Annotated in this window: 14 protein-coding genes; 5 read left to right on the top strand and 9 right to left on the bottom strand. The window is 70.7% G+C overall.

The window, feature by feature from the left end; genetic code table 11:
- Window positions 1–86: 86 nt before the first annotated feature.
- The 4 genes from rpmA to BSP_RS01840 all read right to left on the bottom strand — a co-directional run bounded on the left by rpmA (window position 87) and on the right by BSP_RS01840 (window position 2,703).
- Window positions 87–374 carry a 50S ribosomal protein L27 gene (gene rpmA / locus BSP_RS01825; protein WP_054764155.1) on the bottom strand — a complete coding sequence of 96 codons (288 nt, stop codon included), beginning with the start codon at window positions 372–374 and terminating at the stop codon, window positions 87–89.
- Window positions 375–471: 97 nt separating this feature from the next.
- The gene (gene rplU / locus BSP_RS01830) at window positions 472–1,026 is read right to left on the bottom strand and encodes a 50S ribosomal protein L21 (RefSeq protein ID WP_152949121.1); all 555 of its coding nucleotides are present in this window, start codon (window positions 1,024–1,026) and stop codon (window positions 472–474) included.
- A gap of 122 nt (window positions 1,027–1,148) precedes the next feature.
- Window positions 1,149–1,682: a phosphoribosyltransferase gene (locus BSP_RS01835; protein WP_152949122.1), complete on the bottom strand. Its 534-nt coding sequence runs from the start codon at window positions 1,680–1,682 to the stop codon at window positions 1,149–1,151.
- Window positions 1,675–2,703, bottom strand: a complete 1,029-nt coding sequence (locus BSP_RS01840; protein ID WP_152949123.1) for an MJ0042-type zinc finger domain-containing protein — start codon at window positions 2,701–2,703, stop codon at window positions 1,675–1,677. Before BSP_RS01840 ends, BSP_RS01835 begins: the two co-directional genes overlap by 8 nt.
- A gap of 71 nt (window positions 2,704–2,774) precedes the next feature.
- Here BSP_RS01840 and BSP_RS01845 point away from each other — a divergent pair, with 71 nt between their 5' ends.
- From BSP_RS01845 to BSP_RS01865, 5 genes are read left to right on the top strand one after another with little or no spacing between them, the layout of a single operon-like run.
- A complete protein-coding gene (locus tag BSP_RS01845; RefSeq protein WP_152949124.1) occupies window positions 2,775–3,494 on the top strand; it encodes a cell division ATP-binding protein FtsE in 720 nt (239 codons plus the stop codon).
- Window positions 3,491–4,396 carry an ABC transporter permease gene (locus BSP_RS01850; protein ID WP_152949125.1) on the top strand — a complete coding sequence of 302 codons (906 nt, stop codon included), beginning with the start codon at window positions 3,491–3,493 and terminating at the stop codon, window positions 4,394–4,396. The genes BSP_RS01845 and BSP_RS01850 overlap by 4 nt, the downstream gene beginning before the upstream one ends.
- Window positions 4,393–5,061, top strand: a complete 669-nt coding sequence (locus tag BSP_RS01855; protein WP_152949126.1) for a YdcF family protein — start codon at window positions 4,393–4,395, stop codon at window positions 5,059–5,061. The genes BSP_RS01850 and BSP_RS01855 overlap by 4 nt, the downstream gene beginning before the upstream one ends.
- Window positions 5,062–5,793, top strand: coding sequence for a 1-acyl-sn-glycerol-3-phosphate acyltransferase (locus tag BSP_RS01860; RefSeq protein WP_054764162.1), 732 nt, complete (start codon window positions 5,062–5,064; stop codon window positions 5,791–5,793).
- Window positions 5,794–5,819: 26 nt separating this feature from the next.
- On the top strand, window positions 5,820–6,614 hold the full coding sequence (locus tag BSP_RS01865; RefSeq protein ID WP_152949127.1) for a MipA/OmpV family protein: 795 nt from the start codon (window positions 5,820–5,822) through the stop codon (window positions 6,612–6,614).
- Window positions 6,615–6,892: 278 nt separating this feature from the next.
- On the opposite strand, the gene hisC is transcribed toward BSP_RS01865, so the two are convergent.
- Genes hisC through BSP_RS01890 form a run of 5 tightly spaced genes read right to left on the bottom strand, consistent with a single transcriptional unit; the run spans window position 6,893 to window position 13,152 of the window.
- A complete protein-coding gene (hisC, locus tag BSP_RS01870; RefSeq protein ID WP_054764164.1) occupies window positions 6,893–7,990 on the bottom strand; it encodes a histidinol-phosphate transaminase in 1,098 nt (365 codons plus the stop codon).
- Window positions 7,991–8,004: 14 nt separating this feature from the next.
- Window positions 8,005–8,691 (bottom strand): hypothetical protein, encoded by a 687-nt coding sequence (locus BSP_RS01875; RefSeq protein ID WP_152949128.1) that lies wholly within the window; start codon window positions 8,689–8,691, stop codon window positions 8,005–8,007.
- The gene (locus BSP_RS01880) at window positions 8,691–9,743 is read right to left on the bottom strand and encodes a DUF2125 domain-containing protein (RefSeq protein ID WP_152949129.1); all 1,053 of its coding nucleotides are present in this window, start codon (window positions 9,741–9,743) and stop codon (window positions 8,691–8,693) included. The genes BSP_RS01875 and BSP_RS01880 overlap by 1 nt, the downstream gene beginning before the upstream one ends.
- A gap of 54 nt (window positions 9,744–9,797) precedes the next feature.
- Window positions 9,798–10,271, bottom strand: coding sequence for a Cys-tRNA(Pro) deacylase (gene ybaK, locus BSP_RS01885; RefSeq protein WP_152949130.1), 474 nt, complete (start codon window positions 10,269–10,271; stop codon window positions 9,798–9,800).
- A 1-nt stretch (window position 10,272) separates the two neighbouring features.
- Entirely contained in the window at window positions 10,273–13,152 is a 2,880-nt protein-coding gene (locus tag BSP_RS01890; RefSeq protein WP_152949131.1) for an ATP-dependent DNA helicase, read from the bottom strand.
- Window positions 13,153–13,177: the final 25 nt, after the last annotated feature.

The raw sequence follows: 13,177 nt of genomic DNA on the forward strand, positions 1-13,177 counted from the left end.
GGTGATCCAGACACCCCGCGGAATAGTTCCCTGGTCCGGATCGGCTGCTTCGGTGAGCAACGCGATCCGGTATGTTCCAGACTGCGTTACTCGGCGGCGAGCGCCTGGGCGGCGTCGTCATTCGCCGCAAGGATCGAGACGTAACAACGGCCGCCGCGTTTGGTGGTGAACTTCACCGCACCGTTCGTCAGGGCGAACAGGGTGTGGTCGCGGCCCATGCCGATGTTCTCACCCGGGTGGAAGGTGGTGCCGCGCTGACGCACGATGATGTTGCCGGCCAGCACGCGCTCGCCGCCGAACTTCTTCACGCCGAGGCGCTTCGACTCAGAGTCGCGACCGTTGCGCGACGAACCGCCGGATTTCTTGTGAGCCATCTTGCCGCTCCGTCTTTCCTGAGTGTCCTACCGGCCTGTCGGCCTACTTGAGGACGTCTCTCTTAACTGGTCTGGCGCCGGGGCGCCGGTGAATGTCTTAGGCTTCGTCGCCGGCGGCTTCAGCCTTGGGCGCGGCCTTCTTCTTGGCCGGAGCCTTCTTGGCGGGAGCCGAGCTCTCGACCACGGCCGCCTTGACGTCGGCGCCGTCGGCTTCGGTCACGACCGTCTCGGTCGAACCCAGCGACGAGGTCGCGCCGCGGGTCGCGAGACCGCGGGCCCGCAGATTGATCTCGGCCTTGGTGATCAGCTCCACCTTGCCGTCCCACTTGGCGGACTGGCCGGCGCCTTCGATGCCGGTGATGCGCAGGACCGATTCCATCTGACGATGGCCGTTGGTGCGGCGATAGCCCTGGCGACGGATCTTCTTGAAGATCTTGATCTTCTCACCCTTGCGGGTCTCGATCAGGGTGGCGCCGACGAAGGCGCCGTCGACCAGGGGCGCGCCGACGGTCACGCCGTTGTCGCCGCCCAGCATCAGGACGCTGTCGAACTTCAGCTCAGCGCCGGCGTCGCCGTCGAGCTTTTCGACGACGATGGTGTCGCCCGGTTGAACCCGGTACTGCTTGCCGCCGGTCTTGATCACCGCGTACATGTTGAAGCCTCAGCGCAAACGCAAAAAAGAATACGCCCTCCGGGAGGACCCCCGGGGGCGAAGAGCGGCGACATATACGGAAGGGCGTCTCAGAGTCAACGCCGAACCGGCCGCTTTTATCGTCAGTCCAGCGCGCAGATGTCCGGCAGGCCGCGCAGGCCGCCGGCGTTGTCCAGGCCGTATCCGACCAGAAACCGGTTCGGCGCCTCCCAACCGACGAAGTCCGGCTCGGGCGCGCGGGGGGCGGGCCAGGGCTTGCGGGCGAAGACGCAGGTCAGGACCTCGGACGCCCCGCCTTCGCGCGCGATCCGCGCCGCCTCGGCCAAGGACAGGCCGGTGTCGAAGACGTCGTCCAGGATCAGCACCTTGCGCCCAGCGATCGGCCGCTGGAACGGCGCATAGACGTCGATCGCGCCCCGGCTGGTCTTCTCGTCCCCATAGGAGGCGAGCCAAAGCGCGTCGAAACGAACGTTGCGGCCGATGCGGGACAGGGCGCGGGTCAGGTCGGCGGCGAACCACAGCCCCCCGGTCAGAAGGACGGCCGCCACCGTCTCGTCATCGGTGACGGGGGCGATGCGGGCGGCGAGGTCCGCCACGATGCGGGCGATGTCGGCCTCGGCCAGGAGAACGGTCGGCGTGGGGGAAGGATCAGCCATGAGAGGCGGATACCGCCTCCCCATGAGCCCTGTCCACCGTCGCGAGGGGTCGGGCCTCGACCGGAGCGGCCTGACGGCCGCCCATCCCCGGCGCCACCGCCGAACGCAGGCCGTTGGAGGCCGGCGCCAGTTCCGCATGGGCGTTGGCGGGCGCGTGGCCTTCAGAGGCGGCGGCCGGCGCATGATCGGCCGGAGCGTGGGCGGCGGCGGGCGGCGCATGGGCCTCGCCGTGGGCCTCGGCCCCATGGCTTTCGTCTCCATGGCTTTCGGGCGACCCGTGGGGAGCCGGTGCGTGGCCGTTCGGCGCGGCGTGCGGCGTCTCGGCGGTGACGAAGTTGACGCCGATGTCGGCGGCGTGTCCGCCGGGGTCGGGGATCAGGACGGCGAAGCCCTGCACCTTGCCGGGCAGGACCGGCGCAGCGTCGATGGTCACCAGCTTGAAGCCGATCTCGGCGCCGTGTTCGTCCAGCAGGGCCACCCGCACCGGCGGGGCCACGATCTCGGTGTCACGGACGTTGCGCAGGGCCCCGGAGACCAGGACCATGCCGGGCCGCGAAGGAACCTCCTTGGCGCTCATGGCCTCGAAGTCGAGGCCGACGGGGTTCACCGGGGCGCCGACCGCAGCATAGGCGGCCGCGGCGCGGGGAAAGGCGTCGACCACCTGAATCCGGAACAGGAAGGCCGAGACGATCAGGCCCAGGAAGACGCTGGCCAGACCGGCCCAGACCACGCCGTGGGTTGCGGCCCGACGCAGGCGTCGCTGCTGTTCGGCGCGGGCGCGGAAGGCCTTGGGCAGTTCCGGCGCCGGGGTTTCGGCCAGGCTGGCGGGCTCAGAGACGGCTTCCGGCTCGGGCGTAGAGATGACGCGCGGTTCGGGCGCGACGCTCAGCTCCAGCGGTTCATCGGGGCTCGCCCGCCACACCTCGCCGCAGGATTTGCAGCGGACCTTGCGGCCGTTCGCCCCCAAGGCGTCGTCGGGAATGAAATAGCTGGTGGCGCAGGCGGGGCAGGTCAGTATCATGTGGCTGACTGCGAGGCTGTCGCCCCCTCCCGTAAGGCGCGGTCCACGCCCTGTCCCTGAAAACAAACCCTATGCCGTCCCCGCCCCCCAGCGCCGCCGATTCCGCCCCCGTCGCCGAGACCGCCCGCCTGTCGGGCGTGGGTTTCGGCTATGCGGACGCGCCCGACGTGCTGCGAGACGTTAACCTCATTCTGACGCGAGGCTCTTTCCACTTCCTTACCGGACCGTCCGGCGCCGGAAAGTCGTCGCTGCTGCGGCTTCTGACCCTGGCCGACCGGCCGACCAAGGGAAGCCTCCGCCTGTTCGGGACCGACGTTTCACACATCGACCGGCGCGACATCCCCGCTTTTCGGCGCCGCATGGGGGTGGTGTTTCAGGATTTCCGCCTGCTGGACCATCTGTCCGCCTTCGACAATGCGGCCCTGCCGCTGCGGCTGGCGGGCGGGCGCGAGGCCGACTACGCCGCCGATGTCGAAGAGATGCTGAAATGGGTCGGGCTGGGCCGCCGGATGGATGCCCGCCCGCCCGCCCTGTCCGGCGGCGAGAAGCAGAGGCTGGCCATCGCCCGCGCGGTCATCACCCGTCCCGGCCTGATCGTGGCGGACGAACCGACCGGCAGCGTGGACGCCGTCATGGCCGACAAGCTGCTGCGCCTGTTCCAATCGCTGAACCGCCTGGGGGCCACCGTCCTGATCGCCAGCCACGATCAGGCCCTGGCCGAACGGTCGGGAGCCAAGGTTTTGAAGCTGGACCAGGGTCGGTTGAGCGAAGCCAGCAGGATGGCCGCATGACGCCGTCGATCCTGGCCCGGAGCCTTCCCCGACGTCGACCCGGCCTGCTGCCCCCCGCCGCCGCGGGCGAGCCCTGGCTGATGACGGTCATCGCCGTCCTGTGTTTCCTGGCCTGTCTGGCCGCCGTCGCCGCCTCGGCCGCCGATCGGGCCGCCCACGGCTGGGCGCGTCAGCTGGGGGCCGAGGCGACCGTTCAGGTGCGGCCCCGCGTCGGCGAAAGCGGCGACACCGCCGCCGCCCGCGCCGCCGAAACCCTGGCGGGCGTGCCCGGGGTCGAAGAGGCCGCCGCCCTTGACCGCAAGGCGGCCGAGGATCTGCTGCGACCCTGGCTGGGCGACGCCGTCCTGCCCGACCTGCCCCTGCCGCATCTGGTGACGGTCCGGCTGGACCCCGACGCCCCGGCCAGCGCCGTCAGCCTGAGCCGCGCCCTGGCCGAGGCCGGTCTGGACGCCACGGTGGACGACCACAGCCTGTGGCGAGGCGAGGTCGAACGGTCGGCCGCCCTGATCACGGTCCTGGCGGGCGCGGCCTTCCTGGCGATCGCCTTCGCCGCCGCCGCCGCCATCGCCTACGCCACCCGCGCCGGCCTGGCCGCCGGCCGAGGCGTGATCGAGACCCTGAGCCTGAACGGGGCGACCGACGGGCGCATCGCCTGGCTGTTCCAGCGGCGGTTCGCCCTGATCGCGGCCGGCGCCGGCGCCGTCGGCGCCCTGTTCGCGGCCCTGCTTCTGGCCTTTGTACGGCTCCTGGGCGGATCGGGGGGGCTAAGCCAGGCCCTGCCCGTGACCTGGGGGGATCTGCTGTTGCTCTCGCCATGTCCGCTGCTGGCGGCTACGGTGGCGCTTGTGGCGGCCAGATTCGCCGCCATGCAGGTGCTGGGCTCAGGCAGGGGGAAGGCATGAGACTGCTCGTCGTCATCGGCATCGTCGCCCTGATCTGGCTGGTCGGCCTGTTCGCCTTCGCCCATCGGGTGCGCGAACTGACCCCGGCGGAAGAGCCCGCCCCCGCCGACGCCATCGTGGCCCTGACCGGCCCCTCGTCTGAACGGGTCAACGCCGCCATCCGCCTGCTGGAGCAGGGCAAGGGCGAACGGGTGCTGATCTCGGGCGTGAACCGCGAGGTCCGCCGTCGCGAACTGCGCGAACTGACCCCCGGCTCGAGCCGCCTGTTCAACTGCTGCGTCGATCTGGGCTTCGAGGCCGAGGATACGGTGGGCAACGCCCAGGAGATCGCCGCCTGGGCGAGGTCCAAGGGCTATGATCATCTGATCGTCGTCACCTCCGACTATCACATGCCCCGCTCCCTGGTGGAGATCCGCGGCCAGGCGCCGGGCTTGGAACTGACCCCCTACGCCGTCTCCACGCCGTCGCTGGACAATCGCCACTGGTGGCGGGCCACGGTCACGGCCCGACGGATGACCCTGGAATATATGAAATACCTCGCCGCCCTGGGGCGCGAGGCCGTGCGACGGCTCAGCCGAGACGCCCCAAACCCAGCCCTAGCCCCAGCCTCAGCCTCAGCCTCAGAGCCCGAGGCTTCCGCCCCGACCGAAAAGGCCCCCGCCTAAGTGAACACCCTGCGTTCCCTGCTCTTCACCGCCTGGCTCTATCTGTCGATGCCGATCATCGCCATCGGCCTGTCGCCCATCCTCCTGGCGCCGCACCGCTACGTCCAGGGCGTCTGCAAGCTGTGGGCGCGGATCGCCCTGTTCGGCCTGCGCTGGATCGCCGGCGTCAAGGTGGAGGTGCGCGGGCTGGAGAACGCCCCCTCCGGCGCCGCCCTGATCGCCTCCAAACACCAGGGGATGCTGGACATCGTCGCCCTGCTGGCGGTCCTGCCCGACGCCTGTTTCGTCATGAAGAAGGAGCTGATGCCCCTGCCCTTCTTCGGCTGGTTCGCCTGGCGCGCCAAGATGATCGCCGTGGATCGCGCCGGTCACGCCAAGGCGCTCAAGGACATGACGCGCCAGGCCAAAGACCGCCTGGCCGAAGGCCGTCAGATCGTCATCTTCCCCGAAGGCACGCGCAACGCACCCGGCGTCCCCGGCGATTACAAGCCCGGCGTCGCGGCCATCTATCGCGATCTGGAGGGGCCCTGCTGGCCCGTCGCCACGAACTCGGGCGTCCACTGGCCCGCCCACGGTTTCCGCCGCTATCCGGGGACGGTGGTGTTCGAGTTCCTGGAGCCGATTCCCGCCGGACTGAAACGCGGACAGATGATGGCGTTGCTGGAAAGTCGCATCGAGACGGCTTCCGCCGCACTGTTGGAGCCAAAGGCCGCGCTCGAACGTATGGGGTGACCGATCCCGTATGAGGAAGCTCCCCCATGTCCCTGCGCCGCCTTGCCCTGACCGCCGCCGCCTTCACCGCCGCCGCCCTGACCGCGGGCGCCGCCCTGGCCCAGTCCCAGCCCTATGAGCAGATCCGCCCCGCGGCCGACGGCTGGACTGTCGATCTGGGCGTCGGCGCCCTCTACAGCAAGGACAGCGGCGGCGACACGGGCTCTGAGACGCGGGTCGTGCCCTGGGTCTCGGCCAACTATCGCGACGTCGTCTATCTGAACGCCATCGACGGCCTGGGCTGGAATGCGATCAAGACCGACAGCTTCCGCGCCGGGCTGCAATTGCGCCCTCGCTTTTCGCCGGAAGACATCGAGGGCCTGGACCTGGATCGGCCGGACTTCGGCGCCGACGTGGCCGCCTACGCCTTCCAGCGCCTTCCCGGAAACATCGTGGTGGGCGGCCGTGTCAGCCGCGACGTGTCGGACGTCAGCGAGGGTACGGAATACTACGCCTCGGTCGGCCATCAGCGGGTGACGCCCATCGGCCTGATGAACGTCTCGGTCTATGCGCGCGGCGGCGACGCCAAACTGGCCGACGCCTATTACGGCGTCAGCGCCGAAGAGGCCGCCCGGAACGGCATCGCCCCCTATTCGCCGGGCAGCGGTCTGCAAGGCGCCGGCGCCAGCCTTTTCCTGCTGGTCCCGCTGAACGACAAATGGGGCGCCGGCGCCCTGGTCAACTATGAACGCCGCCTGGGCGACGTGGCCGACAGCCCCCTGTCCCAGGAAGACGACACCATCCGCACGGGCGTCTTCTTCGCCCGTCGCTTCGGCGGCTGATCCGCGTCAGCCTCCCGAGTTGTGATGCTCTCGCCAAGCCCGCCTGGCTTGGCGTACATCCTTTTCGCTCGTGTGAGGGTCTAGGTTGCACCCAAGGAACTGACCGCGCTCCACCTTGCTGTCGGATGTCTGAATAGGCGGCCCCTCAAGCACGAGGCCGCCCAGGGCTTCGCATCGCTGAGCCGGGTCAGTGGGCAGCGGCGGCAAGGGCGTGGCGCAGGCGGACACGCTCAACACGATCCCTCCAACCAACACTCCTGCCGACCGCAAGCCCATGCCTATTGAGCCGCGAACTCGCTCAAGGCGTCGATCACGGCGCGGTTCTGATCTTCCGTGCCGATGGTGATGCGCAGGGCCTGGGGCAGGCCATAGCCGCCGACCGGCCGCACGATGATCCCCTTGGCGTTCAGATAATCATTGGCGGCGGCGGCCCGTTCGGCCCCGTCGAACACGACCAGCACGAAGTTTCCGGCGCTGGGCAGGACCTCGAGGCCGAAGCCGCGCAGGGCCTGGGTCAGGCGCGGCTTCCAGGTCGAGATCAGCTCGCGCGACGCCTGTTGGTGCGCCTCGTCGCCCAGCGCCGCCGTCGCCGCCTCAAGCCCCGGAACCGAGACGTTGAACGGCAGGCGGATGCGGTCGATCGCCTCGGCCACCTTTAGCGGCGCATAGCCGAAGCCGATCCGCAAACCGCCCAGGCCGTGAATCTTGGAGAAGGTGCGGGTGACGACGATGTTGTCGGCGTCGCGGGCCAGGGGGAAGGCCGTCTCCCAGTCCGGCTCGGTCACATATTCGGCATAGGCCTCGTCGATCACCAGGATGACGTGAGCCGGCAGGGCCGCGTGCAGGCGGCGGATCTCCTCGCCGGAGTTGTAGCTGCCGGTCGGGTTCGACGGATTGGAGACATAGACGATCTTGGTCCGCTCATCGACCTGGGCCAGCAGCGCGTCCACCTCGGCCTTGTAGTTCGGCTCGGGCGCCAGCTTGACCTGGGCCTCGCAGGCCATCGCGCTGATCCGATAGGCCAGAAAGCCGTACTGGCCGCAGACGATGTTGTCGCCCGCCGTCAGATAGGTCTGGTTCAGCAGGGCGAAGACCTCGTCCGAGCCGTTGCCGAAGATCAGCCGCTCGGGCTCCAGCCCGTGGGTCTGGGCCACGGCGGTGCGCAGCTTGGTCGCCCGCCCGTCGGGATAGATGTGGATGTTGCGAACCGCCGCCTCATAGGCCGCGCGCGCCTTTTCGCCGGCGCCCAGCATGTTCTCGTTGGAGGACAGCTTCATCGGTTCGGCGACGCCGGCGATGGACGACTTGCCCCCGACATAGGGGGCGATGTCGAGGATGCCGGGCTTGGGCTGGGGGCCCTGGGGCGCGTCGGTCATGGAAAACCTTGATCTCAGAAGATGGGGGCGGCGCCGATGACGCCGGTCAGGCGGCCGGGGGCGTTCGTCAGCCGCCCGTCCTCGGCCTGCACATAGCCTGCCAGGGCGAACAGCTTCAAGCCGCCTGCCGCAGCCAAAGGATCGGCGACCAGCCCGGCCTCGCCCATGGCTTCGACGATCTTCGTCTCGGACCAGCCGCTGTCGGTGACCCAGAAGGTCCGATCCTCGCCGGTCGGCCCGGACCCCTCGCGCGTCACCAGAAAGGCTTGGGGACGGGCGCGGGCGTCGTCCGGCAGGGCCCCGGCGATCTTCAGCTCCGGCCGGGCCAGCAGCCGACCCCACCAGGGACGATCAGACGACAGGTCGATCAGAGCCCGCGCCCCCTCCTCCACGGCCTTCAGCGCCTCTTCGGCCGGCAGAGGCCGCCCGCCCAGGCCGTACCGATCGGCCGCCAGCACCTGGGCCAGGCCGCCGCTGGTGATCAGGGACGGCCCGGCGGCGGCCTCGATCCGCCCCCACAGGGCCTTCAGCACCTTCGTATCGCCAGGCTGCGCCCCAGCCAGAAGCGCGCGCAGACTCAGGGCCGAGGCGTCCAGGCGCGTGCGAGGGCCGGCGGCCAGGCGCGCTCGCACCGCCTCGACCACCGCCCGGTCCAGGGCGTCCAGGGCCGCATCGGCCGGGGGTTCGTTCAGGAACGCCATCAGAACAGCTTGGGCGCAGGGGCCAGGGCGAAGGGCCCCAGCCAGGTCCGGCCGTCGCGGAAGACCAGGGTCAGCGGAACCTCTTCGCCCCCGGCCGCCTGGGCGGCGCCCGCCGCAGCGGCGGCCCCGACCGCGCCCAGACGCTCGCCGGCCCGGCCTCGGCTTTCCACCAGGCCCGAAAGCGCCGGCAGCGGCCTTTGCGACTGGAGCGTCACCTGGCCGGTCAGCCGCCCGTCGGCGTCGGCCTTCAGGACGTCGCTGCTCAGGGTGGCGCGGCTTTCGCCCGCTTGAAGATCGCCGCGAAGATTGCGAAAGGTCCCGCCGCCCGCGGTCCAGGCGGAAAAGACCCCGGCGGCGTCCGCCCCCTTCAACAGACTGGCCCGGCCGATCGTGGCCTCCAGCTGGGTCGTCAGCTGTCCGTCCTGGGCGAAGCCCTCGACCGGCCCGTCGCGCCGTCCCTGGCCGTCGACCAGTCGGAACATGACGTCGATGTCGTCGGTCGCGACGGTCGAGCCTTCCAGATGCGGCCGCGTGTAGAATTCGATCCGCGCCGCCCGGGCGATGGGGAAGGGCTCGCCCTGGGGCAGGGCCGTGAAGATCGGATTGACCAGCTCCAGCGCCAGATTGGGCCAGCGCTGATCAATGCCGCCGGCGCTCATGCGGATCGCATCGCCGTGGACCGCCACCTTGCCCTTGCCGGCGCGGGTCAGGACCAGCCCCTCCGGCGCCGCGACCACCCATTTGGTCGGCTGATAGGCGTTGGCCTCGGCCTCCAGCTCCGGCGCCGCCAGCGCCAGGCCCGAGGGCGCGGCCACAGTGACGTGGGTCAGGCGCACATGGGCGCGGAACGGCCAGCCGACGATCCGCTTGTCGGCGTAGCGGACCTCCCACCCCTGCTGGCGCAGGCTCGCCGCCTGGGCCTCCAGCCCCGCGTCGATCCGACGGGTCAGATAGAACCACCAGCCCGTCCAGGCGGCCAGGGCGATCAGCACCAGGATGAAGGGGCCGTAAAGGCCGGCGCGGCTGTGTCGCGGGGTCGAGGGCTCGGTCATGCAAACTCCGGTTCAAGGCCGCTATACCCCAACCGGCCCCGCCCGCATAAGGCGTCAGGCCGTCAGATCGACCAGCCGCGCGGCCGCCGCCCGCACCGCCTCGTCCGGCGCCAGACCCAGCAGCAGCCCCCTCTGGCCGCCGTTGATCAGGATCTGGTCGAACAGCGCCGCCATCTCGTCGAACAGGGTCGGAACGGCCTTGCGCTGACCGAAGGGACTGACCCCGCCGACCTTGTAGCCCGTCAGCCGTTCGGCGTCGGCGGGCTTCATCATCTGGGCCGATTTGGCGCCGAGGGCGGCGGCCAGCTTCTTCATGCTGACCTCGGCGTCGGAGGGAATGACGACACAGGCGGGCGCCCCGTCCGCCAGGGTCATCAGGGTCTTGAACACTTCTTCCGGCGGCCGCCCCAGGGCTTCAGCCGCCTGAAGCCCCACGCGCGGCGCATCGGGATCATAGGCATAGGGAAACAGTTCGAACGCGACGCCCGCCTTGGCGAGGGCGACGGTGGCGGGCGTGGTCTTCGACATCTCAATCGGTCTCGGTCTGCGGCGTCGTCTGAAGAAAGTCACGGGTCAGGGCGACGGCGTCGGCCAGACCCATGCGCTGCACCTCTATCCCAGGCGGCAGGCTGGCGAACAGCCGCGTCGGGGTGGCGGCGTCCAGCATCAGGAAGACCCCCTTGTCGTCCGCGCGGCGGATCAGCCGCCCGAAAGCCTGGGCGATGCGGGCGCGGGCCAGGGCGTCGTCATAGCCCCTGCCCTGCCCAAACTGGCCGCCCAGCCGTTCGCGCCGCGCCTTGTGCAGCAGGTCCGGGCGCGGCCAGGGGGCCCGATCGAAGGCCAGGACTCGCAGCGACCGACCCGGCACGTCCACCCCGTCGCGCACCGCGTCCGTGCCCAGCAGGCAGGCGTTCTCCTCGACCCGGAACATGTCGACCAGGGCGCCCACCTCCAGCGGATCGACGTGCTGGGCGTACAGCGGCACTCCGGCTTTCGCGAGGTCCGGCCCCAGCCGCTCATAGACCGCCTTAAGACGTCGGATGGCGGTGAACAGGCCCAGGCCCCCGCCCCCGGCCGCCAGGAACAGCTCACGCATCGCCGCCGCCGTCTGGCGCGGATCGTCCTTGACCAGGTCGTTGACGACGATGACCCGGCTGTTGGCCGCATAGTCGAACGGGCTTTCGACCTTCAGGGTGCGCGGCGGCTCGATCAGCCGGGCCGAGCCGGTCCTGAGCCGGGCCAGGTCGAACGGATCGTCCTGCAAGGGGTCCGACAGGGTCGCCGAGGTCACCAGCACCCCGTGCGAGGGCGCGATCACCGCCGCCTCCAGCGGGACGGTGGGATCAATCCAGTGGCGGCGCAGGGCCACGTCGTGGATGCGGCCGAAAGCGGTCTCGGCCGACAGCCAGTCGACGAAGTCGGGATCAGGTTCATCCCCGCCGTCCTCCAGCGCCGCCAGCATCGACCGCCAGCCCGGCAGGGTCATCCGCGCGCGCCGATCCAGGCCCCGCAAGGCCCCCTCGATCCGCGACCGCTGCGAGCCGTCCAGCTCGGCCGCTTCGTCGTCGAGGACATCTTCCAGATGCCGGGCCAGGGCCAGAAGCGGGGCCTCGACCGCCGCCAGGGCCTGGGCGGCGGCGCGGGCCGTCTCCGCCACGGCTTCGGTCACGGGCTTGAGCGCGCACTCCATGCCGAACTCGGCCCCGCCATAGGGGGTTTCCGCCGTGCGGGCGCGCAGCTGATCCAGGGCGGCGGCTAAAAAGGCCTCGATCGGCCCGATCGGATTGACCTCGCCCGAGGCGGGGGCCACCCGGCCGGACACGCCCTCGCCCGGCAGGGCGGCCGCCGCGCGGATGGCGTCCTGAAGCGCCTTCTGCGCCGCCTCATTGTCCCCGACCAGATCGCCGAGCCTCTGTTCCAGCCCGCGTCCGCGCCGCCCCCGCCCCTCGGGTCCGCGAATCCAACGGCGCAGCTCGGCCGCCTCCTGACCCGAGAGGCAGGCGGAAAAGGCGCTGTCGGCCGCGTCGAACAGATGGTGGCCCTCGTCGAAGACGATCCGCTTCAGCGCCGCCGTCTCTCCGTCCTGTTGCTGGCCCCGCGCCGAGCGCGCCCCGTCGAAGGCGGCCTGGGTCAGGACCAGGGCGTGGTTGGCGATGACCAGGTCGGCGCGACGGCTGGCGCGTATGGTCTTTTCGACGAAACAGGTGCGATAGTGGGGACAGGCGGCGTGGACGCACTCGCCCCGCCGGTCGACCAGATTGGCCGCGCCGGCCGAGTGGGCGGGCGGGACGGCGAACAGGCCCGACAGCCAGCCGGGGAAGTCGCCGCCGGTCATGTCCCCGTCGCGCGTGTGCAGGGCCCAGCGTCCGGCCAGGCCCAGGCCGATCAGGTCGCCGCTCCCCAACTGGGCCGCCTGGACCATGTCCTGAAGATTGAGGACGCACAGATAGTTCTCGCGCCCCTTGCGGATCACCGTCTTTCGGCGGCGCTCCTCCGGATCGGGCCACAACGACTGGCTCTCGCGGTCGATCTGGCGTTGCAGGGCCCGCGTATAGGTCGAGATCCAGGCCGCCCCCTGGTTCCGCTCGGCCCAGAGTGAGGCCGGCGCCAGATAGCCCAGGGTCTTGCCCGTGCCCGTCCCCGCCTCGGCCAGCAGCACCCGCGGCCGCCCCTCTTCATTACGCGGCGAAAAGGCGAAGGCGGCCTCGGCGGCGTAGTCGGACTGGGTCGGGCGCGTCTCGTCCAGGCCCGAGGCCTGAAGCAGCTTCTCCAGCCGGATGCGGGCGCTCTCGCTGTCGACGGGCGCCGAGCCCGCCTCGCCGCGCGGCGCCTCGTCCTCCCATTCCGTCAGCCGGCTCCAGACGTCCAGGCCCGAGCCGCGATGCTGGCGCGCCCGCACCCCGCCCGCCTCAAGGGCCTGAACCACCCGCTCGCCCCAGGCCCAGCCCGCCCTTTGCAGAGTCAGGGCCAGAACATAGGCGGCTTCACGTTCGGGATAGGCGGGCGCCGCCAGCTCACGCAGCAGCACGGCCGCCGCTTCACGCAACACCGCCGCCTGCGCCTCGGGCGACTTCGGCTCCGCCAGCCCCAGGACCAGGGCCAGGCCGGTCGGCGAGGGCGCGCAGAACTGAGCGGGCCGCACGAAGGCGTAAAGCTCCAGCACATCCATCAGGTCGCCGGACCGAGGCGGCGGCGTCAGCCCCAGCCGCCGCGCCGTCAGCGACGCATGCGCCACCAGCACCGGCCCGCCGGTGAAGAACCCCTCGGCCGCCCCCCGCCCGATCTTCCGCGCCCCCTGGTCGTCGCACACCGCCCCCGCGCCGGGCGGGGTGGCGAGCGCTGGCGGCAGGTCCAGCCAGGGCTCGGCGCCGCTCAGGCGGGATTCGGCGATGACGGATTCGTCGGACACGGCCGCAGCATAGCGAGCCGACCAG

It is taken from the genome of Brevundimonas sp. Bb-A (assembly GCF_009394735.1).
Classification (GTDB): domain Bacteria; phylum Pseudomonadota; class Alphaproteobacteria; order Caulobacterales; family Caulobacteraceae; genus Brevundimonas; species Brevundimonas aurantiaca.

Excerpts from the sequence above, each read along its gene's own strand:
- rpmA (WP_054764155.1), bottom strand. The coding sequence starts at position 374 with ATGGCTCACAAGAAATCCGGCGGTTCGTCGCGCAACGGTCGCGACTCT.
- rplU (WP_152949121.1), bottom strand. The coding sequence starts at position 1,026 with ATGTACGCGGTGATCAAGACCGGCGGCAAGCAGTACCGGGTTCAACCG.
- BSP_RS01835 (WP_152949122.1), bottom strand. The coding sequence starts at position 1,682 with ATGGCTGATCCTTCCCCCACGCCGACCGTTCTCCTGGCCGAGGCCGAC.
- BSP_RS01840 (WP_152949123.1), bottom strand. The coding sequence starts at position 2,703 with ATGATACTGACCTGCCCCGCCTGCGCCACCAGCTATTTCATTCCCGAC.
- BSP_RS01845 (WP_152949124.1), top strand. The coding sequence starts at position 2,775 with ATGCCGTCCCCGCCCCCCAGCGCCGCCGATTCCGCCCCCGTCGCCGAG.
- BSP_RS01850 (WP_152949125.1), top strand. The coding sequence starts at position 3,491 with ATGACGCCGTCGATCCTGGCCCGGAGCCTTCCCCGACGTCGACCCGGC.
- BSP_RS01855 (WP_152949126.1), top strand. The coding sequence starts at position 4,393 with ATGAGACTGCTCGTCGTCATCGGCATCGTCGCCCTGATCTGGCTGGTC.
- BSP_RS01865 (WP_152949127.1), top strand. The coding sequence starts at position 5,820 with ATGTCCCTGCGCCGCCTTGCCCTGACCGCCGCCGCCTTCACCGCCGCC.
- hisC (WP_054764164.1), bottom strand. The coding sequence starts at position 7,990 with ATGACCGACGCGCCCCAGGGCCCCCAGCCCAAGCCCGGCATCCTCGAC.
- BSP_RS01875 (WP_152949128.1), bottom strand. The coding sequence starts at position 8,691 with ATGGCGTTCCTGAACGAACCCCCGGCCGATGCGGCCCTGGACGCCCTG.
- BSP_RS01880 (WP_152949129.1), bottom strand. The coding sequence starts at position 9,743 with ATGACCGAGCCCTCGACCCCGCGACACAGCCGCGCCGGCCTTTACGGC.
- ybaK (WP_152949130.1), bottom strand. The coding sequence starts at position 10,271 with ATGTCGAAGACCACGCCCGCCACCGTCGCCCTCGCCAAGGCGGGCGTC.